The following is a 25,250-nucleotide window of genomic DNA, read 5'->3' on the forward strand; positions in this document are numbered from 1 at the left end:
GAATTCCTCCGGCCGGGCTCCCTTCTTCCTTCGCTCAGACCTTCGCCGGCTCCGGCTCCCGCTCCGGCGTCGGGCCGCCCTTCGCCACCGTCACCTCCGTCTGCTCCGCCTCCGTGTCCACGTTGAACTCCTCCAGGAGTTCCTTGCTGAAGCCCCAGAAGTACGTCGCCGTGAAGCCCGCCAGGTAGCCGACGATCAGGCCGCCCGCGTAGATCGCGATCGTCTCGCCCAGGCCCTTGCTGCCGTCGAGGAGGGGGAAGAGGGCCCAGCCCGAGGGGCCGATCGCCGTCGAGCCGACCGTGTCGCCCAGCATGCTGAACAGTCCGACGAAGCCGCCGCCGAACGCTCCGCCGACGCAGGCCGTGATGAACGGGCGGCCGAGGGGGAGCGAGACGCCGTAGATGAGCGGCTCGCCGACGCCCAGGAAGCCGGCCGGGAGCGCGGACTTGATCGTGCGGCGGATCGAGCCGTTGCGCGGGAGCTTCAGGTAGACGGCCATCGCCGCGCCGACCTGGCCCGCGCCCGCCATCGCCAGGATGGGGAGGAGGACCGTGTAGCCCTGCTGCTCGATGAGCGTGGTGTGGATCGGGATGAGGGCCTGGTGCAGGCCCAGCATCACCAGCGGCAGGAACAGGCCGCCGAGGAGGAAGCCCGCTCCGGCGCCCGCGTTCGCGAGGAGCCAGTCGGCGAACTCGCCGATGGCGGTGGAGATCTCACCGGCCACGAACATCAGGCCGAAGATCGTGACCAGGCCCGAGATCAGGACCGTCAGGGTCGGAGTGACCAGGACGTCGAGGGACTCCGGCACCCAGCGGCGGCACCACTTCTCCACGTACACCGCGAGGATCGCCGCGCCGAGCGCGCCGAGCACACCGCCCTGACCGGGGGAGAGGGTCTGGCCGAAGGCGTCGATCTTGGCGACGCCCGGGAAGACGATGATCGCCGCGACCGCGCCGCCGAGGATCGCCGTACCGCCGAACTCCTTCGCCGTGTTGTAGCCGACGAAGACCGCGATGAGGGCCATGAAGCCGCTCGCCATCGCCGCGAGCGCCGGGGTGACGCCGGGCAGCCGGCCGAGGTTGATCAGCAGGCCGTTGAGGCCGGCGATGATGCCGCAGCCGATGAGCGCGGGGATCAGCGGGACGAAGATGTTCGCGATCCGGCGGAGGAAGAGCTTGAACGGGGTGGCGTTCTTCGCCTTCCGCGCCGCCTTCAGGGCCGCGCCCTGCGCCGCGAGGTCCTCCGCCGAGTGCGTCGGCTGCGGGGCCGCCGCCACCAGGGCCTCGATCTCCGGGGTCACGCGGGCGACGGTGCCAGGGCCGAGGACGATCTGGTACGTGTCGTCCTCCACCACGCCCATCACGGCGGGCAGTGCCCTGAGGGCCTCGTCCTGGACGAGCGAGCGGTCGCGCAGCCCCAGCCGGAGGCGGGTCATGCAGTGGGCCACGGAGCTGATGTTCTCGGCGCCGCCGACGAGGGGGAGGATCGCGGCGGCGATGGCGCGGTTCTTGTCGTCTGTGCTCATGGTGCGGTGGTGCCTTGCTGTGAGGGGTGCCTCTGGGGGAGGGGGCCGACGGGTGGTGCCCCCCCCGGGGGTTACGTCGTGGGCCCGGCCGCGTGCAGCGCCGCGCGCAGGTGGCCCCGGGAGACCGTCAGCCGTTCGGCGGCCGTGGGGGCGTCGATGTCGGCGAGGATCATGAGGATCGCGTTCTTCACCTCCCCGTCGGCGGCGGCGAGGGCGGTCTCGATCTGCTCGTCCGGCGCGCCGGTGGCCAGGGCGACGATCCGCCGCGAGCGGGCCTGGAGCTTGTCGTTGGAGGCGCGGACGTCGACCATCAGGTTTCCGTACGTCTTGCCGAGCCGGATCATCGTGATGGTCGAGATCATGTTGAGGACGAGCTTCTGGGCGGTGCCCGCCTTGAGCCGGGTCGAGCCGGTGAGCAGCTCCGGGCCGGGGACGACCTCGATGCCGTGCTCGGCGGCGGCGGCGAGCGCGCTGTCCTCGTTGCAGGAGAGGCCGATGGTGAGCGCGCCCCGCGCGCGGGCGTGCTCGACGGCGCCGATGGCGTACGGGGTGCGGCCTGAGGCGGAGATGCCGACGACGGTGTCGTCCGCGGTGACGCCGAGCGCGGTGAGGTCCTCGGCGGCGAGTTCCTTGGAGTCCTCGGCGCCTTCGACGGCCTTGACCATGGCGGAGGGGCCGCCCGCGATGAGGCCGACGACCTCGCTCGGGTCGGTGTTGAAGGTGGGCGGGCACTCGCTGGCGTCGAGGACGCCGAGGCGGCCCGCGGTGCCGGCGCCCATGTAGATGAGGCGTCCGCCGCGGGCCATGCGCTCGGCGGTGGCGTCGATGGCGGCGGCGATGGCCGGGAGCTGCCGGGCGACGGCGGTGGGGACGGTGGCGTCCTCCCCGTTCATGAGCGCGGCGATCTCGGCGGTGGGGAGCTGGTCGATCTCGGCCAGTTCCGGACGGAACGCCTCGGTGGTGAGGGTGGCCAGCTGGGCGCGGAGTTCGGAGTACGTAGCAGACACGTGCGGCTCTTTCGGTGCTGTGGTCGTCAGCGGGTGCGGGGTGAGTGGCGGTGGGCCAGGGCTTCGTACGAGGCGGCGAGGGCAGGGGCCGCCGTCTCGTACGTACGCTGTGTGACACAGGTGAACAGGCAGTCCACGACCAGGAGTTGGCTGGTCCGGGACGACATGGCCGCGGGGCGCAGTTCGCTCTCGCGGGCGGTGGAGGTGGTGAGGACGTGGTCGGCGTACTGCGTGACCGGCCCGTCCGGGCGGCCGGTGATCGCGACCGTCGTCGCCCCGTGGTCGAAGGCGACCCGGAGCGGTTCTATGACGTCGCCGGTCGAGCCGGAGTGGGTGATGGCGATGGCGACGTCGCCGGAGCGGAGCTGCACGGCGTTGGTGACGGCGAGGTGCGGGTCGCTGTGGGCGTGCGCGATGAGGCCGATGCGGAGGAGTTTCTGGCCGAGGTCCTGGGCGACGAGGCCGGAGGCGCCGATGCCGTAGATGTCGATGCGGCGGGCGGTGGCCAGGGCGGCGACGGCGGCGCCGAGCTGGACGGTGTCGAGTCCGGCGGCGGTGTCGGCGAGCGTCTGCTGCTCGTCGTAGGCGAGCTTGGCGACGACGTCGGCGATCGGGTCGTCGACGGCGATGTCGGCGGTGACGGCGGGTGCGCGGCCGGACTGCTGCTGGGCGGCGAGCCCGGCGAGGGCGAGCCGGAGGTCGCGGTAGCCGGGGTAGCCGAGGAGGCGGGCGGTGCGGACGACGGTCGCCTCACTGGTGCCGGTGAGCTCGGCGAGGCCGGTGACCGTGAGCGCGGCGCAGCCGGCGGGGTCTCCGGCGACGGCTTCGGCGACCCGCTGCATCGAGCGGGTCATGGACGGCGCGAGGGTCCGCACCTTGGCCGCGAGCGCGGCGGGGGCGGGGGGCGCGTCGCCTTTGAAACTTTCCTTCACTTCATTGGTCACACCTGAAAGATACTTTCGGAGGGGTGGTGCGACAAGACCCCGTCGGTCCCGGATCGGGGCGGGACCTTCGGTCCTTCGCGGACACCCCCGAGCTGCGCTCGTCCCGGGTGACAATGGGTGCATGGACGACATCGACCCCGTGGAGCAGGCGCTGCACGCCGCTCGCGCCCTGGTACTGGCCGACCTGGTGGCCCGCGAGGTCGCAGCCGCCGAGGTGGTGTCGATGGTGGAGGACGCGGTGACCCACCGGCGCTGGTGGGTCGAGCAGTGGCCCGAGGGCCTGACGTACGTCGCCGGTCTCGTCGCCCAGGACGTCCAGGACGCCCTCCTCGAACGGTACGGCCGCTGGCCGCTCTGCCCGGTCTGCTCCACCGGTGACCCGCACGCCCTGGACGTGGAGCCCGAGCTGGGGCCGGACCCGCACTGGGTCTGCGGGAAGCAGGGTGTCGTGGTCGCGCCGGTCGGCGGTCTCACATGAGACGGCCCGGAGCGGGACGGCGGCCCGGACCGGTACGGCGGCCCGGAGTGAGGAGCTCCCGCACGTGACCCTCTACATCGACCCGCCCACCTGGCCGGGGCACGGCCGCATGTGGTCGCACCTGGTCAGCGACGTCTCCTTCGAGGAGCTGCACACCTTCGCCGCCTCGATCGGCGCCCCGCCCCGCGCCTTCGAGCGGGACCACTACGACATACCCTCCGACCGGTACGCGGACGCCGTGGCCGGCGGTGCGCTGGAGGTCGGGTCGAAGGAGCTGCTGCGACGCCTCACGGCGGCGGGGCTGCGGCGGCCGAAGGGGCGCCCGGCGCCCTCCTGACGGCGTTCGGCGCGGGTCAGGCGACGTGGGACGCGATGGCGCGGGCGCACTCCAGCGATTCGGTGTGGGTGGTGTCGACCTCCACGTCGTAGTCGACGCCCCGGTGCACGAGGTCCGCCTGCTGCGCGGCCATTCCGGTGACCCGGTCGCCGCGCGCGACCTCGCGGCCCTCGGCGACGTGGCTTGCGCACCGGACGCCGACCCAGAGCACGTCGAGGTCGCCGACGACGTTCCGCCAGCGGTCCTGGGCGGCCGCTCCGCCCAGGAAGACGTCGTCGATGATGACGCGGGCGCCGGCGCGGGCCATGGTGACGACGCCCTGGGCCCAGGCGCCCTCGAGGGCGCGGAACTCGGTGCCGATGTTCACTCCGCCGTCGGCGCCGAACGCGATGCCGTCGTCGGAGCTCTGCATCCTGAGGGGCATCGCGTCGATGAGCGAGTCGACGCCGAACGCGAGCCAGGGGTCGGGGAGTACGGCCTGGAGGCACCGTACGATGCCGGACTTCCCCGCGCTGGAACCGCCGTTGATGATGATCATCTGTGTCGTCACCGTGCCACCGTACGGCGGTGACGGGGCCGTGCCGAAAGGATTTCGGCCGGTGCCGGGGGTGTCAGCGGGACGTGGACGACATGGCCTTCTCGGTCTGCGGGGTGCCGGAGGTCACCACGCGGGACGGGGACCCGTGGAGCTTCAGGGCCACCGCGGCCGTCGCCAGGCCGACGGCGGTCATCGCCGCGCCCGCCCAGGCCGTCGAGGCGAAGCCGAGGCCCGCGTCGATGACCGTGCCGCCGAGCCAGGGGCCGCCCGTGTTGCCGAGGTTGAAGGCGGCGGTGGTGGTGGCGCCCGCGAGGGTGGGGGCGGCGCCGGCGACGTTGAACATGCGGGCGTTGAGGGCCGGGGCCGTGTAGAAGGCGGAGACGCCGAGGAGGAAGGTCAGGACGATCGTGGCGACCGGGCTGGACGCGAAGAGGGCCAGGGCGACCAGGAAGGCCGTGGAGGCGGCGATGCCGGTGAGCAGTACGCCGAAGAGGTGGGCGTCGGCGACCCGGCCGCCGATCGTCGTACCGATCACGGCGCCGATGCCGAAGAGTCCGAGGACGCCCGAGACCCAGCCCTTGTCGAGGCCGGACACGTCGGTGAGCAGCGGGGCCAGGTAGGAGAAGGCGCAGAAGACACCGCCCGCCGCGAGGGCGGTGACGACGATCGAGAGGAGGACCTGGCGGTCGCGGTAGATGGCGACCTCGTTCTTGAGGCGGGGCTTCGTCTCGGGGAGGGGGATGCGGGGGATGCGGGTCACCACGCCGACCAGGGCGATCGCGGACGCGAGTCCGACCGCCCAGAACGCGGAACGCCAGCCGAGGTGTTCGCCGAGGAACGCGCCGGCCGGGACGCCGAGGACGTTGGCGATGGAGAGGCCGCCGATCATGACCGCCATGGCGCGGGCGCGCGAGCCGACCGGGACCATCGCGATGGCCACCGCCGCGCCGACCGCCCAGAATCCGGCGCAGGCGAGGGCGCTGATGATGCGGGAGGCGAAGAGGATCGCGTAGTTGGGCGCGAGGGCGCCGGCTATCTGGCCGAGGCCGAAGACGGTGATGAGGGCGATGAGGGTGGTCTTGCGGGGGAGCCGCAGGGTGGCGACGGCGAGCAGCGGCGCGCCGACGACCATGCCGATCGCGAAGGCCGAGATGAGCAGCCCGGCGCGGGGGATGGAGACGTTCATGTCCTCCGCGATGGGCGGCAGCAGTCCGGAGAGCATGAACTCGCTCGTGCCGAGCGCGAAGACGGACAGGCCGAGGATGTAGACGGCCAGCGGCATGCGGGTGGCGGATCCGGTGCTCGCCGCGGCGGGCTCGGAGGCCGGTGCGGCGGGCTCGGGAGCGGGTGTCGTGGGCTCGGCGGAGGAAGACGGCATGACATGCGTCAACCTGTGGTTTGTGCCTGTCATTCCTGCTTCGCCGGGGATCTCGGCATATGGACAGATGCCTCCCGGGGGCGCTTTACGCTCGGTAACAACATGATCAATCAGGCGGTCGCCTTGCCCGGTGCTGGCATGTTGTGTGCCTTTCGTGAAGGTTATTTGATCTTCACGTGTGGCGTCGGACATGACATGGTCGCGGAGTAAAGCGGCAGCGCCGGTTCGTGGGGGGCGAGCGTGCCGGCACTGTCGTGGCCAAGGGGGAAGTCTGCCTGGTCGGCGCCTGTGTCGTCGGTGTCATGCCCATGTTTAGACGCCCATGTGCAGAGTGCTGCCGGACGATCGCGAGATTGCAAGGCAGAACATGTCATTGCTCAGAGACGTCGGCAGACGCCGGCGTCGCATACGGGCCGCCCTGAACAGGGCGACCGCGACCACCGCCTTCATGACGGCCTCCGCCGTCCTGGTCGGCATGATCCACAGCTCGCCCGTCGCCGCCGCGACCGAGCCCGAGCAGGACGACCTCACCCAGTACCGCAACAGCATCGGCTCCGAACGACGCCTCGACCGCTGCAAGGGCGCGCAGGCCCTGCACATCGGCGGCCCGCTGTTGAAGGCCAAGGCCATCGAGGGCCTGGCCGGAACCGAGGCCGAGCTCGACACGGTCCTCGGTGACGACCTCGACTGGTGGCTCGACAGCCCCCTGGACGTCGCCGCCGACGCCGACGAGGACGCCGGGGGCGTCTACGCCAACGCCGTCCGGGACCGCGACGAGGCCCTGTCCCTCGCCAACCAGGTCTACGCCCAGAAAGACGCCGGCGACCATCGGCTGGACTGGTTGGCGCCGACGTTCGGCGACGCCGTCTGGAACTTCACCATCGGCACCCAGCGGGAACTCGCCAAGCACCTCGACGACGACACCCTCAGCAAGGCCAGTCCCGAGGCCCTCGCCCGCGCCAAGGTCATCGCCGAGGAGAACCGCGGCAAGGACGAGTGGCACGACTGGGCATCGAAGAGCATGCTCAGCGACAGCCAGGTCAGCTGGAGCTCCAGGACCTCCACCGACATCGCGGCCTACCTGAAGCGCGGCGGCTTCCCGACCGTGGCGCCCGTCAAGGACTCGCCCGAGTACCGCGTCGAGGTCGAGGACCTCAAGCAGGCCTGGGCCGCCTGCGACTACGCCAACCCGTACGACCCCTCGCGCAAGCTCAACGAGCCCGTCATGGCCGCGATGATCGAGTGGGAGCTGGAGTACGCCGGTCAGGCGGCCCAGCGCGCCACGATCATCCGCGCGGAGGCCGAGGCCTCCGCGGCCACCCGCGAGGCCACCGACGACCTCGTCGAGGCACTGGGACAGGCCTGGCTCGCCGAACAGCTCCTGCGCTGGCGCAAGAACTGGCAGGACGCACTCGCCGGCTGGCCCTTCCCCACCTATCCGGGCCAGCCCGACCAGGCGATGTACGACAGGGCCGACGCCGACCTCGCCCGCTACCGCGCCAACGTCGCCGCCCTCGTCACCTCGGCGAAGGCACAGGCGGCCAAGGCCACCGCCGCCGCCCAGCGGGCGACCACGGCGCAGCAGCAGGCGTGGGCCGTCGCCGACACGACCCATGTGCCGCGCGGCCGGGGTCTGATGTACGCCCAGCAGTCCGTGCAGGTCGCCCGCGCCTCCGCGGCCGCCGCCACGGCCGCCGCGAAGGCGACGGAGACCGCGCTCGCCGCGGCCAAGGCCACGGTCGCCACCAGCGACGCGCTCCTCGCCAAGGCGAAGACCGAGTCGGCGGCGCTCAACACCGAGTTCCGCCGGGTCGCCGCCGAGGAGGCCGCCGCCCAGGCGAAGGCCGCCGCCGACAGCGCCGTGGCCAACGCCACGGCCGCCGCGGAGGGCGCGAACACCGCGAAGGCCGCCCGTACGGCGGCCGAGGAGAAGCGCGACAAGGCCAAGACCGCCGCCGCCACGGCCGCCTCCGAGCGGGCCAAGGCGGAGGCGGAGAAGGCCACCGCCGTCGCCTCCCGCACCAAGGCCGCCACCGAGCGCGCCAAGGCCAAGGCGGCCGAGGAGAAGGCCGCCACGCAGCAGACCACCGCCACGAGCGCGGGGACGGCTGCAGGCACGGCGACCGCCGATGCCACGGCGAAGCGGAAGCTCGCCGACGAGAAGGCGAAGGCCGCGCAGACCGCGCGTGAGAAGGCCGTCGCCGCACTGCGGACGAAGCAGGCCACCGCGGCCCGCGCCGCCGCCCTCGAAGCCGCCGCGACCGCCGCCGCGGGCAGCGCCGCCGCCGCCGAGACGCGGGCCGCGGCCACCGCCGCCCGTACGGCCGCGAACGAGGCCGTGCAGGCCGCGGCCGCCGCGCAGACCGCCGCCGACCAGGCGACCACCGCCGCGGTCTCGGCGCGCAGCGCCGCCACCACGGCGGAGGGCGCCGCCGAGCGCGCCAAGACCAGTGCCGCCACGGCCTGGTCCGCCTACTACGCCTCGTTGGGCGAGGCTTCCTCGGCGCACGCCGCCGCGGCCACCGCCCTCGACGCGTCGCAGGACGCCGCGATCCGCGCCGACCACGCGGCGACGGCCTCGGAGAACGCGACCGAGCTGGCCAAGAAGGCCCAGCGGGAGTCGGACGCCGCCGGGACGAGCGCCGCCGAGGCCGTGAAGTCGGCCGCGACCGTCGTCGGCCGTGCCTACGCCGCCGCCCAGGCCGCACTCGCCGCCCGGGACGCGTCCAAGGCGGCGATCACCTCCGCCGCCGAGGCCGTCGCCCTCGGCAGTCCGTACCAGGAGAAGGACAGCGCGGCCGCGTTCGCCGTACTGGTCGGACAGTCGTCGAAGACGGCCGCCGAGCAGCAGGCAGCCGCCGCCGCGGCCAAGGCCACCGCCGCCGCAGCCGCCGCGGCGTCCGCACAGCAGACCGCCGCCCAGGCCACCGGTGACGCGAAGCTCGCGGCCGAGGCCGCCGCCCGTGCGGCAAGCGATTCGGTCCGTGCCGTCGAGGCCGCGACCCGGGCCCAGGCGTCCGCCACACAGGCATCCGACGCCCAGAAGGGCGCGGAGGCCGCCTCCGACGCCGCCGCCGGTCACGCCGCGCAGTCCGGGAACGACGCCCTCAGCGCCCGTTCCACCGCCGGTGCGGTGAGCGGCATCGCCGCCGAGGCCGCCCGCGAGGCGACCGACGCAGAGAAGCACGCCGCCGAGGCGAACGAGAAGGCCGGCCGGTCCTCCGAGGCGGCCCTGGAGGCCGCGAGGAAGGCCGCCGACTCGGAGAAGGCCGCCAAGGACGCCGAGGACAAGGCGTCCGACGCGGCGGGCGACAGCTCCGCCGCCGAGGAGGCCGCGAAGAAGGCCGAGCGGGAGCAGCGCGAGAAGAACGAGGCCGCGCACGAGGAGGCCCTCGCCGAGGGCGTCACGCCCATCAAGGGCGGTGCCTCCAACTGGCCGGCGCTCGGTGAGCGCGAGCAGCAGATCCTTCTCGGCGCCTGTGGTCAGACCTGTGTCGACGACTACCGGAAGGGCCTCGCGGCCGTCTCCGTGAACGTCGTCGAGTGGGCCGCCGCCAACGGCGGGCAGATCCTCTTCGAGCAGCTCGACGCCGCCAAGGTCAAGGAGTGCCTGGCCTCGTCCGACGTGGACGACTGCCTCTGGGCCCTGGTCGACATCCCCTCGTCGTCCGTGATCGTGGGTCGTGTGCCCGCGCTCGCGCTGGCGATCGAGAAGGTCTCCGACGGCATGCGGAAGATCTTCCGCGACGCGGACGACGCGCTGCGCCGGCTCAACGAGCTGACGACCGTCATCAGTGGTGCCCGCAGCACCCCGCGCCTGGAGCGCTGCCTCGCCGGAGTCGCCCTGCACGCGGGCGGCGCCAGGACGAAGGCCGTGGCCATCCAGGGCCTGTCCGGTACGAACGCCCAGCTGCACGAGGTCATCGGCGACCTCAGCTGGCTCCAGCTCATGGCCCTGGGCCAGGCGACCAGCCAGGACAAGGCGGCCGCGTACCAGTACGCGGACGCCATCGCGGCCCGCAAGGCCGTCCTGGAGGACGCCAACCGGCCGTACGCGATGAGCTCGTTCGACGACGGGATCACGCTGCACGCACCGCAGTTCGGCGCGGAGGTCATGGCGTTCACCCACGCCTCGCAGCCGAAGCTGTCGACGCGTCTCGGCTGGGACGGGCACACCAACCCGAGTGCCGAGTCGCTGGCGAAGGCCCGCGAGATCACCGAGCAGAACCGGGGCAAGGACGACTGGCACGACTTCGCGGCGGACTCCATGCTGCGGTCGGCCAACACGACCAACACCCAGTTCTGGGGCGGCATCACCTCCGCCGACATCGCCACCTATCTGCGGCACGGCGGCTTCCCCGCCAAGAAGATCACCGAGGGCACCGCGGCGTTCCGCGTCGAGGTCGAGAACCTCAAGCAGGCCTGGGCCACGTGCAACCACGGTGACCCGGTCGACCCGCGCAACGCCCTCAGCGAGGTCGTCTCCCGGGCCTCGGCCGAGTGGGAGTCGGAGTACGCAGGTCAGAACACGCAGCGCACGCTCATCATGCGGGCGGAGGCCGACGCCGCCGCGGCGACGAAGGCCGCCACCGACAACATGATCGAGGCCATCGGCCAGGCGTGGCTCGCCGACCAGATCCTGCGCTGGCAGAAGTACTGGCACGACAAGCTCGCGGCCGACCCGGACCACATCCTCAAGCCGAAGCAGGCTCTCTTCGACCAGGCGAAGTCCGACCTGGAGAAGGCCCGCGGCAAGGTCCGGACGCTCGTCACCACGGCCCAGGAGCAGGCCGGTCTGGCCACCGCCGCCGCGCAGCGCGCGGTGACCGCCCAGCAGGACGCCTGGGCTCTCGCGGACGCCGCTGAGGCGCCGCGCGGCCGGGGTCTGATGTACGCCCAGCAGTCGGTGCAGGTCGCCCGCGCCTCCGGCGCGGCCGCCACGGCCGCGGCGAAGGCGACGGAGACGGCGCTGAACGCGGCGAACGCCACGGTCTCGACGTCCCACACCCTGCTGGCTCTGGCGCAGACCCAGACGCACGCGGTGAACACCGAGTTCCGCCGCATCGCCGCGCAGGAGGCCGCCGCCCAGGCGAAGGCCGCAGCGGACAGCGCGGACAGGCACGCCGCCGAGGCCGAGGCGAATCTGAAGATCGCCCAGGAGGCCAAGGCCACCGCCGAGAGGGAGGAACAGGAGGCCAAGCAGGCGTCCGCGACGGCGCAGGCCAAGCGCGCCGAGGCCGAGCTGGAGCGCGCCAACGCGGCGGCGCACCGGGCCACCGCCGAGCGCGAGCGGGACAAGGCCAGTGCGGCCGAGGCCCGCGCCGTGGAGGAGCAGGGCAGGGCGAGTACCGCCCGTGCCACGGCGGACGGTGCCGGCGAGGCGGCCGGGACCAAGCGGGACGACGCGGCCGAGGCCGAGGAGGAGGCGAGGCTCGCACGGAACCGTGCCCTCGTCGCCGAGCGCGAGAAGAGGGCCGCCGACTCGCGGGCCGCGGCGCTCGAATCCGCAGCGGCCGCGGCCGTGGGCACCGAGGCCGCCACCGAGACGCGGCAGTTGGCCACCGAGGCGCGTACGGCCGCGAACGAGGCGACCACCGCCGCGACCAACGCCCGTGCGGCGGCGGACGAGGCGGGCACGGCTGCGGTCAACTCCCGTTCGGCCGCTCTCCGTTCCAAGGGGGCCGCGAAGCGTTCCGAGGCCGCGGCCGACGGCGCCTGGGCGGCGTACTCGACCGCACTCGGTTCGGCGGCGGCCGCCCATGCGGCCGCGGCCACGGCGATCGACGCCTCCGAGGCGGCCGCGCAGAACGCGCGGAACGCCGAGGCCGAGTCCCGGAAGGCGTCCGCGGCGGCGCTCCTCGCCAAGCAGGAGGCGGGGCTCGCACACAGCGAGGCTCTCAAGACCGCGCAGTGGGCGGCCGAGACGGCCGGTCACGCGTACGCCGTCGCCCAGGCGGCGAGCGCGGCGCGGGACACCGCGACGCAGACCGCCAAGCCGGCGAACGAAGCAATCGCCATCGGCACTCCGTACCAGGAGACCGACGCGTCGGCGGGCTTCGCCGTCCTCACCGGCCAGAGCGCGCTGACCCTCTCGGAGCAGCAGGCGAAGGCCGCGGAGGCCAAGGCGACCCAGGCGGCCGCGTACGCGGCGGAGGCCCAGCGCCTCGCCGACCGGGCCGCGGCCGACGACAAGCTCGCCGCACAGGCGGCAGCGGCGGCGGCCAAGGATGCGGAGCGCGCGGCGAAGGCCGTCAAGCGCGCCCAGACCGCGGCGGTGGAAGCGGAGAAGGCGGCCAAGGCCGCTCAGGCCGCGGCCGGTCGCGCCGACGGTTACGCCATGCAGGCGGGCAAGGACGCGCTCGCCGCGACCTCGGCCGCCAACGCGGCGATGGGCGAGGCCGCTTCGGCCGACAGTGCGGCCACGGAGGCGGAGAAGGACGCCGCCGGTGCCCGTGCTGCGGCGACCACGGCGGAGAACGACGCCGCGGCCGCCCGTTCCACGGCCACCCAGGCCGAGAGCGACGCCACCGCGGCCGAGACCTCGGCGTCGAACGCGCAGAACCACGCGAAGGAGGCCGACGAGGCCGCCAAGCGGGCGGAGGAGGAGTACCGCAAGAGCGTCGTGGCGCAGCAGGCCAAGCACGTCGAGGCGGGAGCCCTCTACGACGGGCCGCAGCTCGGCGTCGACGACGAGGAACTGCTGAGGCAGCTCTGCGGTCAGGAGTGCGTCGACGAGTACAAGGCGGCCAGGGACCTGGCGTCCGGGGACATCATCGAGTGGGTCAAGGCCAATGGCGGCGCGATCCTCCTCGAACTGTTCGGCCTCACCAACATCAAGGAGTGCCTCTCCAGCGGGGACTTCGAGGCCTGCATGTGGGCCCTCGTCGACGTGGCGGCGAATCTCGTCCCCGTCCTGAAGATCCCCGCGGTGGCGAAGGCCCTGTACCGGATCGGCAAGGCGCTCTACGGCTTCTTCGAGAAGTCGAGGCTCGCCCAGAAGGTGCTGTCCAAGTACAACGCCCTGCTGAAGAAGACCAAGAACCTTCCTTCCTGCCTGGTTCCGCAGCCGAAGCCGAAGGGCGCGGTCTCGAACGCCTCGTTCGCCGGCACGGCGTCCTTCGCCAGGATGTCGTTCACCACGGCGTCGTTCAGCGCTTCTTCGTCCTCCTCCAGCAGCCGCGGCGGCTGGGACGACCTCTACCCCGAGTCCTCGCAGCCTCCGGGCGCGGAGGACGCGTGGGCGGAGTACGAAGCCGCGAAGCAGCCGGAGAAGGAGGACCCGGGCGGCTGGGACAAGGTCAACCCGGGGAAGATGTGCCGGAAGATCGCGGCCGGCAAGTGGTTCTTCGAGGAGATCAAGGAATACCACTTCGACGGAGGCAAGAAGACCGAGCACGACAAGGGCATCTGGAAGGCCAACACCTCGGACGACGTGCTCAAGAAGATCTTCGAGATGGCGGAGCACATGTGCGACAACTGGGAACCGGCTTCGAAGCCGCGGTACCGCAAGTGCACCTTCGACCCCGGACTCGGGATCCTCGGCAGGAAGCACCGTGACGGGCCCGAACTCCGCACGACCCAGGTCCAGGTGGTCGTGTCCATCGACGGAGACGCGATCACCATGTATCCGGTGTAGAGCCGCTGGTCGGCGCTGATCCGCTGATCCGCGCCGATCCGCCCCTCTTCACGAGAACGCCCGGCCGGGAGCCTCCCGGCCGGGCGTTTCGCGTGTGGCCACCGCGGCCCTGCCGGAGGTTCCTTACCGCAGGTAAAGAGTTGATCAATGGACGATCGCTTTGTCCGGCACCGAGTTCGGTGCCCCGTTGGTGAAGATTATTTGATCTTCACGTGCGGAACCGTGCGTGACATCGTCACGGGGCAAGCGGCAGTGCCGGTTCGTGGGAGTGGGGAGCGCGCCGGCCGTTGCCGTGCCGAGTGGTGGGGCCTGGGCGATGGCGTCTCCTGTCATGTCCATGCTTAACGGCTGCCGGACGATCGCGAGACGCAAGGCAGAACATGTCATTGCTCAGAGACCCCGGCAGACGCCGGCGTCGCATTCGGTCCGCCCTGGCCAGGGCGACCGGGATCACCGCCCTCCTGACCGCCTCCGCCGTCCTCGTCGGCGCCATCCAGGCCTCGCCCGTCGCGGCGGCCGACACCGAGCCCGAGCAGGACACCGGCTTCGGACGCAACAGCATCGGCGAGGACCGCCGGCTCGACCGCTGCCTCACCGGTGTGGCGCTGCACGTCGGCGGCCCGCTGATGAAGGCCAAGGCCATCGAGGGCCTCACCGGCACCGAGACCCGGCTGCGGGAGACCATCGGGGACATCGGCTGGATCGGTTTCGGCCCCCTGGGCGTGGCCCGCGACGCCGACGAGGACGCCGCCGGGGTCTACTCCGACCTGGTCGGCGCCCGCAGGACCGCCCTCGACGACGCCAACAAGGTCTACCGCGAATCGGCGTGGGCCAGCGACGACATGGAGTGGCACGCCCCCGCGTTCGGCGCGGACGTCACCTACTTCACCGGCGTCACGCAGAAGGAACTCGCCTGGCAGCTCGGCTGGGACGGCCACAGCAACGCCAGCCCCGAGGCCGTCGCGCGCGCCCGGGCCCTCATGGAGGAGAACCGCGGCAAGGACGACTGGCACGACTTCTACGTCGACTTCATGCTGCGGGACAGCGAGGTCAACAACACCCGGTATACCGGGGGTACGACCTCCAGCGACATCGCGTCCTACCTGCGGCACGGCGGCTACGCGACCGAGACGCCCGCCAAGGACTCCCCGGAGTACCGCGTCGAGGTCGAGAACCTCAAGCAGGCCTGGGCCGCCTGCGACTTCCAGAACCCGGTCGACCCGCGCCGCGTCCTCAACGACCCGGTCATGAGCGCGATGGTCGAGTGGGAGCAGGAGTACGCCGGTCAGGCCACCCAGCGCGCCGAGATCATCCAGGCGGAGGCCGACGCGGCGCTCGCGACCCGCGAGGCCGCCGACGACATGGTCGAGGCCATCGGTCTCGCCTGGTTCGCCGACCAGATCCTGACCTGGCGCGAGTACTGGACGGACCTGCTCGCCCGGGACCCCGAGACCATCTTCGACAAGCCCGACCAGGCGATGTACGACAAGGCCACGGCCGACCTCGCCCGGACGCGTACCGACGCGGCCGCCGCGGTCGCCTCGGCCAAGGCGTGGGCCGCCAAGGCCACCACCGCCTCGCAGAAGGCCGCCACCGCGCAGCAGGAGGCGTGGGCCGTCGCCGACACCGCCCATGTGCCGCGCGGCCGGGGTCTGATGTACGCCCAGCAGTCGGTCCAGGTCACCCGCGCCTCCGCGGCCGCCGCCGCGGCCGCCGCGAAGGCGACCGAGACGGCCATGAACGCCGCGAACGCCACGGTCGCCACCAGCGACGCGCTGCTCGCCAAGGCGCAGACCGAGTCGCACGCGATCAGCACCGAGTTCCGTCGCGTCGCCGCCGAGGAGGCCGCCGCCCAGGCGAAGGCCGCCGCCGACAGCGCCGAGGCCAACGCCACGGCCGCCGCGGAGAGCGCCGCCACCGCGAAGGCCGCCCGTACGACGGCCGAGGAGAAGCGCGACAAGGCCAAGACCGCCGCCGCCACCGCCGCCTCCGAGCGCGCCAAGGCGGAGACGGAGAAGGCCACCGCCGTCGCCTCCCGCACCAAGGCCGCCACCGAGCGGACCAAGGCGGAGCAGGCCGAACAGCGGGCGTCGACCCAGCAGACGACGGCGAAGAACGCCGACACGGCCGCCGGGACGGCGACCGCCGACGCGTCGGCGAAGCGCAAGGCCGCCGACGAGAAGGCGAAGGCCGCGCAGACCGCGCGTGAGAAGGCCGTCGCCGCCCTGCGGACGAAGCAGGCCACCGCGGCCCGCGCCGCCGCCCTCGAAGCCGCCGCCACCGCCGCCGCGGGCACCGCGGCCGCCGACGAGACCCGGGCCGCCGCCACGGCCGCCCGTACGGCGGCGAACCAGGCCGTCGCAGCCGCCACCGCCGCGCAGACGGCGGCCGACCAGGCCACCGCGGCCGCGGTCTCGGCGCGCAGCGCCGCCACCACGGCGGAGGGCGCGGCGGAACGCGCCCAGGCGAACGCGGGCAGCGCGTGGTCGGCGTACCACTCGTCCCTCGGCGCGGCCTCCACCGCGCACGCCGCCGCGGCCGTCGCCCTGGACGCGTCCCAGGACGCGGCCACCCGGGCCGACAACGCCGCCACCGCGTCGGAGAACGCCACCACGCTCGCCAAGAAGGCCGAGCAGGAGTCGCTCGCGGCCGGGACGAGCGCCGCCGAGGCCGTGAAGTCGGCAGCGACCGTGGTGGGCCGGGCGTACGCCGCCGGCCAGGCCGCGCTCGCCGCGCGCGACAGCGCCAACGCCGCGGTCGCCGCCTCCAGCGAGGCCATCTCCATCGGCACGCCGTACAAGGAGAAGGACAGCTCGGCCGCGCTCGCCGTGCTCGTCGGCCAGTCGTCGAAGACGCTCGCCGAGCAGCAGGCGGCGGCCGCGGAGGCCAAGGCCACCGAGGCGGCCGCGGCGGCGGAGTCCGCGCAGCAGGCAGCCGCGCAGGCCACCGGTGACGCGAAGCTCGCCGCCGAGGCGGCCGCGCGCGCCGCAAGCGATTCGGTCCGTGCCGTCGAGGCCGTCACCCGCGCCCAGGCGTCGGCAGCCGACGCCTCCGACGCGCAGAAGGGCGCGAAGTCCGCTTCCGACGCCGCCTCCGGCCATGCCCAGCAGGCCGGGAACGACGCCCTCACCGCCCGCGGCACCGCGGACGACGCGAGCAGCGCGGCCGTCGAGGCCGACCGTGAGGCCGCCGCGGCCGAGAAGCACGCCGCCGAGGCGAACGAGAAGGCCGGCCGGTCCTCCGAGGCCGCCGAGGAGGCCGCGCGCAAGGCGGCCGAGGCGGAGAAGGAGGCCAAGGACGCCGAGACGAAGGCCGGCGACGCGGCGGGCGACAGCTCCGCCGCGGAAGAGGCCGCGAGGAAGGCCGAGGAGGAGCAGCGCGAGAAGAACGAGGCCGCGCACCAGGCCGCCCTGGAGGAGGGCACCACGCCCATCGAGGGCGGTGCCTCCAACTGGCCGGCGCTCGGTGAGCGCGAGGAGCAGATCCTCCTCGACGCCTGTGGTCAGACCTGTGTCGACGACTACCGGAAGGGCCTCGCGGCCGTCTCCGTGAACGTCGTCGAATGGGCGGGCGCCAACGGCGGGCAGATCCTCTTCGATCTGCTCGACGCCGCCGAGGTCAAGGAGTGCCTCGCCGGGAACGACGTCGAGGACTGCCTCTGGGAGCTCGTCGACATCCCGTCGTCCGCCGTGATCGTGGGCCGTATGCCCGCGCTCGCGCTGGCGATCGAGAAGGTCGCCGACGGCATGCGGACCATCTTCAACGCCGCCGACGACGCGCTGCGCAGGCTCAACGACCTCGCGGCCGTCATCAGCGACGTCCGCTCCACCCCGCGCCTCAACAGGTGCCTCGCGGGAGTCGCCCTGCACGCGGGCGGCGCCAAGACGAAGGCCATGGCCATCCAGGGCCTGACCGGCGGCGACGCGGGTCTGGAAGCCGTCATCGGCGAGCGGGGCTGGATCGGGTTCATGCCCCTGGGGCAGGCCAACGACCAGGACCGCGAGGCGGGTTACCTCTACCTGGACTCCTTCGCGGCCCAGAAGGCGATCCTGGAGGACGCCAACCGGCCGTACGCGATGAGCTCGTTCGACGACGGGATCACGCTGCACGCACCGGAGTTCGGCGCCGACATCAGCGCCTACACCGCCGCCACGCAGGCGAAGCTGGCCGGCCGGATCGGCTGGGACGCGCACACCAACGCGAGCCCCGAGGCGATCGCCAAGGCCCGCCAGATCACCGAGCAGAACCGCGGCAAGGACAGCTGGCACGACTTCGCGGCCGACTTCATGCTGCGGGACTCCAGCGTCGACAACACCCGCTTCTTCGGCGGTACGACCTCCACGGACATCGCCACCTATCTGCGGCACGGCGGCTACCCCGCCCAGAAGGTCACCGAAGGCACCCCCGAGTTCCGCGTCGAGGTCGAGAACCTCAAGCAGGCCTGGGCCACGTGCAACCACGCCGACCCGGTGGACCCGCGCCACGCCCTGAGCGAGGCCGTCTCCCAGGCCTCGGCCGAGTGGGAGTCGGAGTACGCCGGTCAGGCCGCTCCGCGCGCTGTCATCATGCAGGCGGAGGCCGACGCGGCCGCCGCGACCCGGACCGCCACCGCCACCATGATCGAGGCCATCGGTCAGGCGTGGCGCGCGGACCAGATCCTGCGCTGGCAGAAGTACTGGCACGACCAGCTCGAAGCCGACCCGGACCACATCCTCAAGCCGAAGCAGGCCCTCTTCGACAAGGCGAAGACGGACCTCGCGAACGCCCGGGGCAAGGTCCAGGCCCTGGTCACCAAGGCCAAGGAGCAGGCCGCCCTGGCCACCGCCGCCTCGCAGCGCGCGGTGACCGGCCGGCAGCAGGCCTGGGCCATCGCGGACGCCTCCGAGGTGCCGCGCGGCCGTGGCCTGATGTACGCCCAGCAGTCGGTCCAGGTGGCGCGCGCCTCCGGCGCCGCTGCCACGGCCGCGGCGAAGGCGACGGAGACGGCGCTGAACGCGGCGAACGCCACGGTCTCGACGTCGGAGGCGCTCCTCGCCCTGGCGCAGACCGAGGCGCACGCGGTGAACACCGAGTTCCGCCGCATCGCCGCGCAGGAGGCCGCCGCCCAGGCGAAGGCCGCGGCGGACAGCGCCGACGCGTACGCGGCGTCGGCGGCGGCGAACGCCGCGACCGCCAAGAAGGCCAAGGAGACGGCCCTCGCGGAGGAGCAGGACGCCAAGAAGGCCGCGGCCGACGCCCAGGCGTCGCGCGCGGTGGCCGAGCTGGAACGCGCCAACGCGGCGGCCTACCGGGCCACCGCCGAGCGCGAGCGGGACAAGGCGGCGGGCCACGAGGCCGACGCCGTCGCCCAGGGCCGGATCGCGTCCGACGCCCGCACCTCGGCCGAGGCGGCGGGATCCACGGCCTCGTCCAAGCGGGCCGTCGCCGAGCAGTCGGAGCGCGACGCGGTCGCCGCCCGCGACGACGCCCTTGAGGCCGAGCAGCGGCGGGACTCGCTGAACGCGAAGGCGGCGGCCCTGGAGGCCAACGCCGACGCGGACGAGGGTACGGAGGCCGCCGAGGCCTCGCGCGCCGCCGCGACCGACGCCCGGTCGGCCGCGAACACGGCGACCACGGCGGCCACCAACGCCCGCGCGTCGGCGAACGCGGCCACGGCCGCGGCCACCGACGCCCGCGAGGCGGCCACCAAGGCGCAGGGCTCCGCGTCCCGCGCGAAGGCGGCGGCCGACAGCGCCTGGGCGTCCTACTGGGTCGCGGCGGGTTCCGCCGCCGCGGCGCACGTCGCGGCGGCCGAGGCCATCGACGCCTCCGAGGCGGCGGCGGCCGATGCCAAGGGCGCCAAGGAGCAGTCGGAGAAGGCGTCCGCTGCGGCCAAGGTCGCCAAGACCGAGGCGGCAGCCGCCCGTTCCGAGGCCGCGCAGACCGCGGCCTGGGCGGCGACCACCGCGGGCAAGGCGCTCGCGGCGGTGCAGTCCTCGCTCGCGGCCCGTGACTCCGCGGCCGCGGTGAACAAGCCGGCGAACGAGGCGATCTCGCTCGGCGGCCCCTTCCAGGAGGTCGACAGCTCCGCCGCGTTCGCGGTGCTGACCGGCCAGCAGTCGCTGACGATCGCTCAGCAGCAGGCCGCCGCGGCGGCGGCCACGGCGAACCAGGCCGAAGGGTTCTCCGCCGAGGCGAAGGCCCTGGCCGAACAGGCCGCCGCGGACATGAAGCTCGCGGCGCAGGCCTCGGCGGCGGCCGCGGCCGACGCCTCCCGCGCCGCCAAGGCCTACCAGCGCGCCCAGGAATCGGCCGCCCAGGCCGCGAAGGACGCCAAGGAGGCCCAGGCGGCGGCGGGTCGTGCCGACGGCTACGCCATGGCGGCCGGCAACGACGCGTTGAAGGCGTCGTCGGCGGCGATGGACGCGCAGGCCGACGCCAACGCGGCGGCCGCCGCGGCGACCGAGGCGGAGAAGGACGCCGCCAACGCCCGTGCCGTGGCCACCAAGGCAGAGGAGGACGCCGCCAGCGCCCGTGCCACCGCCACCAAGGCGGAGGAGGACGCGACGGCGGCCGAGACGGCCGCGGCCAACGCCAGGGACGCGGCGGAGGAGGCCCAGGACGCTGCGGACCGCACCGAGAAGGGCGGCAGCAGCGAGCAGATCTCGCAGGGTGTCACCACCGGCATCAGCGATGTGTGGGCGGTTCTCGACCACATCGAGTACATCGGCGAGCCGAAGAACGTCAAGAAGGACAACTGCAACCCGATCATCCACATCGGGGACTGCAGGATCACGTCCGACGTCACGTACAAGTCGCACGTCGACGTGTACATGTGCATGGTGTCGTGGGAGTCGTACACGGACACGGGCAGCTGCCCGGCCGCGGAGACGTTCTACCTCGGCCCCGAGGTGACCGAGGCGGAGACGAAGACGCTCACGGTGACGCTGACGATGACCGAGTTCAACTCGGGCATCGATCCGGTCGACATCCTGCTCGGCGACTTCATCGGCTGCGCCAAGCTGATCACCCCGGGTGTGTCGGGCGGCAGTTGGGGCGACTGCGCCTGGGCGGCGAGCTGGTTCGTCGGCGGTGCCCTGTTCAAGGGGGCCAAGGCCGCGGTGATGGCGATGGACGCCGCCATCAAGACCGGCATTCGCTTCACCGAGGCGTGGGTGGCGCTGCGGGCCATCGGTCTGACCGAGGGCGCCATCGCCGGTATCGGTGCGAAGCTCATTCAGCGGCTGCAGAAGGCCTGCGAAAGGGTCGACAAGGTCACCCCGGCCTCCTTCTCCCTGGCCGCATTCTCCGCCTCCAGCGTCCCGCACAATCCGGGGTGCTGGGTCGAGCCCGGCGGTCCCGGCGTCTGGAACATCTCCAAGGAAGGCGGAAAGAGCGCCCGCGCCATTGCCTACGAGTTCCAGATCACCGGAGTTCCCGAAGGGTTCGGGTATCTCCTCAGGAACACGCCGAACCCCAAGGGGGTGCTGAAGCTCGACGGCTACAAGGACGGTGTTCTCCTTGAGGCCAAGGGGCCCGGCTACTCCAATATGATGAACTCCTACAAGCCGAAGGTGGTGGAGGAGGACTTCGTCAAGCAGGCGAGGTACCAGGTCGAGGCGGCGCCGAACACGCCCATCACCTGGCACATCGCCGAGGAGGACGTCTACCTGGAGGCCAAGCGGATCTTCGGCGCGACGGACGATCTCAAGCGGATCACCGTCGTCCACACGCCGCCGACCACTCCCTAGCCGGTGCGCCGGCGCCCCCGGATCCCCGGGGGCGCCGGCCCCGTGACCCTTCGTCTGGAGAGACGCGTGAGTTACGACATCTTCGTGATGCGCTTCGAAGGCGGTGAGACGGCTCCGCTGGACATGGCCGTCGCGTACGAGGTCCTCGACCCCTTCGCGGTGGCGCGGGAGGCGGACTTCCTGTCGGTGAGGACGACGGACGGCGAGGAGGCGGACGTGTACTTCAACCCCCCGGCCGGCATCACCCTCAACCGCTTCGGGGGCGGCGGGATCATGGACCTCCTGGCCGTCCTGCTGCGACGTCTGGACGCCGTGCTCGTCGCTCCGGGAGGGCCGGTCGTGGTGCCGCGCGCCGAGGTCGGTCGGCTGCTGCCGGATGCCCTGACGGACGGCTGCCCCGTGGTCGTCGCCGGCACCGGCGCGGAGATCGACCAGGCGATCAGAGCCGCCTGAACAGGCCTTACGCGAAGGGGGGCCTCCCCGGTGCACCCGCACCGGGGAGGCCCCCCTTCCGTGTCGTCGTCAGCCCGTCGCGTCCGCGATCCGCTCCAGCTGGGCCTTGATCACCGGCTCCGGGATCGCCGCCTTCTTCGGGTCCAGCATGTTCACCCCGTAGAACGCGGCGACGATGCCCCCGCTGCGGACGACCGTGTACGTCATCGGCACCTTCTGCTTGCCGATGTCGCCGGTGATCCGGTAGCCGACCGCCTCGTCGCCGAGCTTCGGCGCCGGGAGGCTCTCGACCCTGCCGTAGGTGAGGCCGAGGGTCTTGAAGCCCTTGGGGCAATCGGTGACGGCCGTGCGGAGTTCCTTCATGACCCGGGTGGCGTCGGCCTCCGAGTGCGAGGCGAGCCACATGGAGCCGACGGTCGCGTTGGTCGCCTCGCCGGGCTGGAGGGAGCGGTGGACCGTACTCACCGCGGGGAGGTGAGTGAACCCGCCGATGAGGCTGGCGAGGGGCTGACAGGCCTTCTGGTCGGCCTGCATGCCGCGGCCGGCCTCGACCTCCGCCTTGGCTATCTTCTTGGCGTCGAATCCGGCGGTCATTCCGGTGATGGCGACCTTTTCGAGGGCCTTCCCGTCGAATGCCCCGAGACGCTTCGCCTCGGCGGCCTCCTTTTCGTCGGCGCTCTGCGTCGCGCTCGCCTTCGGCTTTTCGGCGGGGGATTCCTTGGATTCGCCACTGCACGCGGTCGCCGCGAGCAGGGCCGGCAGTACGGCGAGGATCGGGAGGGCCCTGCGCAGCTTCATGTTCTTTTCTTTCCTGGCGCCTGTTTCACGTGCAGATCAAAACGAAATGATCTTACCGGCGGCAGGAGGGATTCCGCGTTACGGTTTGGCCTCGCCTCATGCCGTACCGGACATGTCCGTCAGTTCGGCGAGTTCGCGTTCCAGGTTCTCCCGCGCCTTCTCCTCCCAGACCGCCGCCCCGTAGGGCGTACGGAAAAGGCGGGGCAGTCCGAGGAGTTGGCGGAGGACGGCGGCGCGGCCCGTGCGGAAGGCGTCGTCGGGGACGAAGCCGTACTCCTCGCGGACCGCCGCCGTATACCCCCCGTACGTATCGGGACCTGTCGCCAGGATCGCGAGGTCCGCGTCGCAGAGGGTCTCGCCGTTCAGGTCGCCAGGGGCCGGGTCGTGAGTGATCGTCAGGCGGACCAGGCGGGCGACCTCCGCGACCTCGTGCGGGGTGAGTCCGGCCTCGGTGAGCGCCTTCTCGGCGAGGACGGCCGAGCGTTCCTCGTTCTCGGAGCGGTCGGGGCGGTAGACCGCGTCGTGGAACCAGGCGGCGAGCCGTACGAGCTCCAACTCCCCGCCCTCGCCGCCCTGATCGGCGAGTTCGTCGATGCGGGCGAGGACCGCCCGGAGGTGGTCGACCGTGTGGTAGCGGCGCTGCGGCTCGGCCCAGCGGGTCAGCAGGTTGCGGCCGTACGGGGTGGGGTCGGGGCCCTCCCGGCCGGCGCGGGCGGCGTGCAGGGTGGAGTTCCAGCGCTGGAGCAGCTCGGGGTGTTCCTCGGCGGTCATGAGGGCATTCTGCCCGGCGTGCGGGCCGGAAGGCTCGCTTCCCCCGCGTCCTCGGCAGCGCTTTCCCCTCACTCTTACATACCCCCCATGGGTATGCTACGGTGCTGCGCACAGGTACCCCCTAGGGGTATGCCCCGAGTCCCGGTCGGGACCGCTCGGGGGTCGCAGCGAGTGAAGGGTCAGGGCAATGTCAACCGTCAATCCCCGGCGCTGGTGGGCACTTGTCGTGCTCGCCGCCGCACAGTTCATGGTCATCATGGACACGTCGATCATCGGGGTCGCGCTCCCCGAGATGCAGAAGGACCTGGGCTTCTCGCAGAGCGAGCTCCAGTGGATCTTCAACGCCTACGTGATCGTCTTCGGCGGGCTCCTGCTCCTCGGCGGACGCCTCTCCGACCTCGTCGGAGCCCGCAAGATCTTCGTGGCCGGCTGGGTGGTCATGATCGCCGGCTCGGTCCTGGCCGCCGCCGCGCAGACCGCCTGGGTCGAGATCGCGGGCCGTGCCGTCCAGGGCGTCGGCGGTGCGCTCATCGCGCCCTCCGCCATGACCCTGCTGATGATCCTCTTCATGCACGACCCGAAGGAGCTCGGCAAGGCGATGGCGCTCTACGGCGCCGCCGCTCCGGCCGGCGGTACCGCGGGCGTCTTCCTCGGCGGTGTCTTCACCGAGTGGATGAGCTGGCAGTGGGTCTTCATCATCTACATCCCGATCGGCCTCGCGACCCTCGCCGCCACCAAGCTCCTCCCGAACGTCGAGTCCCGCCGCGGCTCCGTCGACATCCTCGGCGCCGTCGCCGTCACCGCCGGTCTCGCGCTCGCCGTCTTCGCCGTGGTCCGCGCCCCCGAGGTCGGCTGGGGCTCCACCGGCACGATCCTCCAGCTGGTCGGCGCCGCCGCCCTCCTGATCCTCTTCTTCGTGATCCAGAAGAGCATCAGCGAGCCGCTCATGCCGCTCAGCGTCTGGCGCGTGCCGCGCCTCGGCTCGGCCAACCTGGCCATGACGCTGCTCGGCGCCGCCTGGATCCCGATGTGGTACTTCCTCAACCTGTACCTCCAGCAGGTCCTGGGCTTCGGGGCCTTCGAGTCCGGTGCCGCCCTGCTCCCGATGACCGTGCTCCTCATGATCTTCATGACGGCCATCACGGCCCGGCTCATGATGAAGGTCGGTGCCAAGCCGCTCATCGCCGGCGGTCTGCTGGTCCTCGCCGCGGGTCTGGTCTGGCTCGCCGCCGTCCCGCCCACCGGCTCCTTCCTCGTCGACGTCCTCCCGGCCTCGCTGGTCGCCGCGCTCGGCATGTCCCTCGCCTACATCCCGACGATGATGACCGCCATGTCCGGCGCCCCGCAGGAGCAGGCCGGTCTCGCCTCCGGCATCGTCAACACCACCTACAACGTCGGCTCCGCGCTCGGTCTCGCCGCGCTGACCGCCGTCGCCATGTCCCAGGGCGCCGACCAGCTCGGCAACCTGCCGAAGCTGACGGACGGCTTCTCGTCCGCCTTCATCGGCGCCGCGATCATCGCCGCCGTCGGCGGTGTGATCACCCTCCTCGTCATGAAGAGCGACAAGACGGTCGCGGCCGCCGCCCCCGCGCCGCAGGGCGAGAAGGTCTCCGCCTGACCCCCGCCCCGAAGGGGCCGCCCGATGTCCACCCCCG

13 protein-coding genes are annotated in these 25,250 nt (G+C 72.6%); 6 read left to right on the forward strand and 7 right to left on the reverse strand.

The features are described from left to right. Positions 1–34: 34 nt before the first annotated feature. The 3 genes from E0F75_RS33235 to E0F75_RS33245 form a co-directional block, all read right to left on the reverse strand. Positions 35–1,525: a PTS transporter subunit EIIC gene (locus E0F75_RS33235; RefSeq protein WP_229314681.1), complete on the reverse strand. Its 1,491-nt coding sequence runs from the start codon at positions 1,523–1,525 to the stop codon at positions 35–37. A gap of 71 nt (positions 1,526–1,596) precedes the next feature. Continuing rightward, positions 1,597–2,532, reverse strand: coding sequence for an N-acetylmuramic acid 6-phosphate etherase (gene murQ, locus E0F75_RS33240; protein WP_229314682.1), 936 nt, complete (start codon positions 2,530–2,532; stop codon positions 1,597–1,599). 26 nt (positions 2,533–2,558) lie between these two features. Further along, positions 2,559–3,476 carry a MurR/RpiR family transcriptional regulator gene (locus tag E0F75_RS33245; protein WP_229314683.1) on the reverse strand — a complete coding sequence of 306 codons (918 nt, stop codon included), beginning with the start codon at positions 3,474–3,476 and terminating at the stop codon, positions 2,559–2,561. Positions 3,477–3,597: 121 nt separating this feature from the next. Between E0F75_RS33245 and E0F75_RS33250 the strand changes: the two genes are divergently transcribed. After that, positions 3,598–3,954 carry a hypothetical protein gene (locus tag E0F75_RS33250; RefSeq protein WP_229314684.1) on the forward strand — a complete coding sequence of 119 codons (357 nt, stop codon included), beginning with the start codon at positions 3,598–3,600 and terminating at the stop codon, positions 3,952–3,954. Positions 3,955–4,018: 64 nt separating this feature from the next. Beyond that, positions 4,019–4,291 (forward strand): DUF4031 domain-containing protein, encoded by a 273-nt coding sequence (locus E0F75_RS33255; protein ID WP_229314685.1) that lies wholly within the window; start codon positions 4,019–4,021, stop codon positions 4,289–4,291. Positions 4,292–4,307: 16 nt separating this feature from the next. Here the strand turns inward: E0F75_RS33255 and cpt are convergent, their stop codons facing one another. Together cpt and E0F75_RS33265 are read right to left on the reverse strand one after the other, a co-directional pair. Further along, the gene (gene cpt, locus E0F75_RS33260; RefSeq protein ID WP_229314686.1) at positions 4,308–4,841 is read right to left on the reverse strand and encodes a chloramphenicol phosphotransferase CPT; all 534 of its coding nucleotides are present in this window, start codon (positions 4,839–4,841) and stop codon (positions 4,308–4,310) included. A gap of 61 nt (positions 4,842–4,902) precedes the next feature. Beyond that, a complete protein-coding gene (locus E0F75_RS33265; RefSeq protein ID WP_229314765.1) occupies positions 4,903–6,111 on the reverse strand; it encodes a Cmx/CmrA family chloramphenicol efflux MFS transporter in 1,209 nt (402 codons plus the stop codon). 463 nt (positions 6,112–6,574) lie between these two features. Here E0F75_RS33265 and E0F75_RS33270 point away from each other — a divergent pair, with 463 nt between their 5' ends. The 3 genes from E0F75_RS33270 to E0F75_RS33280 all read left to right on the forward strand — a co-directional run bounded on the left by E0F75_RS33270 (position 6,575) and on the right by E0F75_RS33280 (position 22,026). Further along, complete coding sequence (locus E0F75_RS33270) at positions 6,575–13,843, forward strand: hypothetical protein (protein WP_229314687.1); 7,269 nt, start codon at positions 6,575–6,577, stop codon at positions 13,841–13,843. A gap of 380 nt (positions 13,844–14,223) precedes the next feature. Further along, on the forward strand, positions 14,224–21,573 hold the full coding sequence (locus tag E0F75_RS33275) for a Tox-REase-5 domain-containing protein (protein ID WP_229314688.1): 7,350 nt from the start codon (positions 14,224–14,226) through the stop codon (positions 21,571–21,573). Between the two features lie 66 nt (positions 21,574–21,639). Then, positions 21,640–22,026, forward strand: a complete 387-nt coding sequence (locus E0F75_RS33280; protein ID WP_229314689.1) for a hypothetical protein — start codon at positions 21,640–21,642, stop codon at positions 22,024–22,026. Between the two features lie 69 nt (positions 22,027–22,095). Here E0F75_RS33280 and E0F75_RS33285 read toward each other — a convergent pair whose 3' ends face one another. Further along, entirely contained in the window at positions 22,096–22,824 is a 729-nt protein-coding gene (locus E0F75_RS33285; protein ID WP_229314690.1) for a hypothetical protein, read from the reverse strand. Positions 22,825–22,920: 96 nt separating this feature from the next. After that, a complete protein-coding gene (locus E0F75_RS33290) occupies positions 22,921–23,595 on the reverse strand; it encodes a hypothetical protein (RefSeq protein ID WP_229314691.1) in 675 nt (224 codons plus the stop codon). 187 nt (positions 23,596–23,782) lie between these two features. Here E0F75_RS33290 and E0F75_RS33295 point away from each other — a divergent pair, with 187 nt between their 5' ends. Beyond that, a complete protein-coding gene (locus E0F75_RS33295; protein ID WP_229314692.1) occupies positions 23,783–25,213 on the forward strand; it encodes an MFS transporter in 1,431 nt (476 codons plus the stop codon). The last annotated feature ends 37 nt before the right edge of the window (positions 25,214–25,250 follow it).

Source organism: Streptomyces sp. CB02980 (genome assembly GCF_014451325.2).
Lineage (GTDB): Bacteria > Actinomycetota > Actinomycetes > Streptomycetales > Streptomycetaceae > Streptomyces.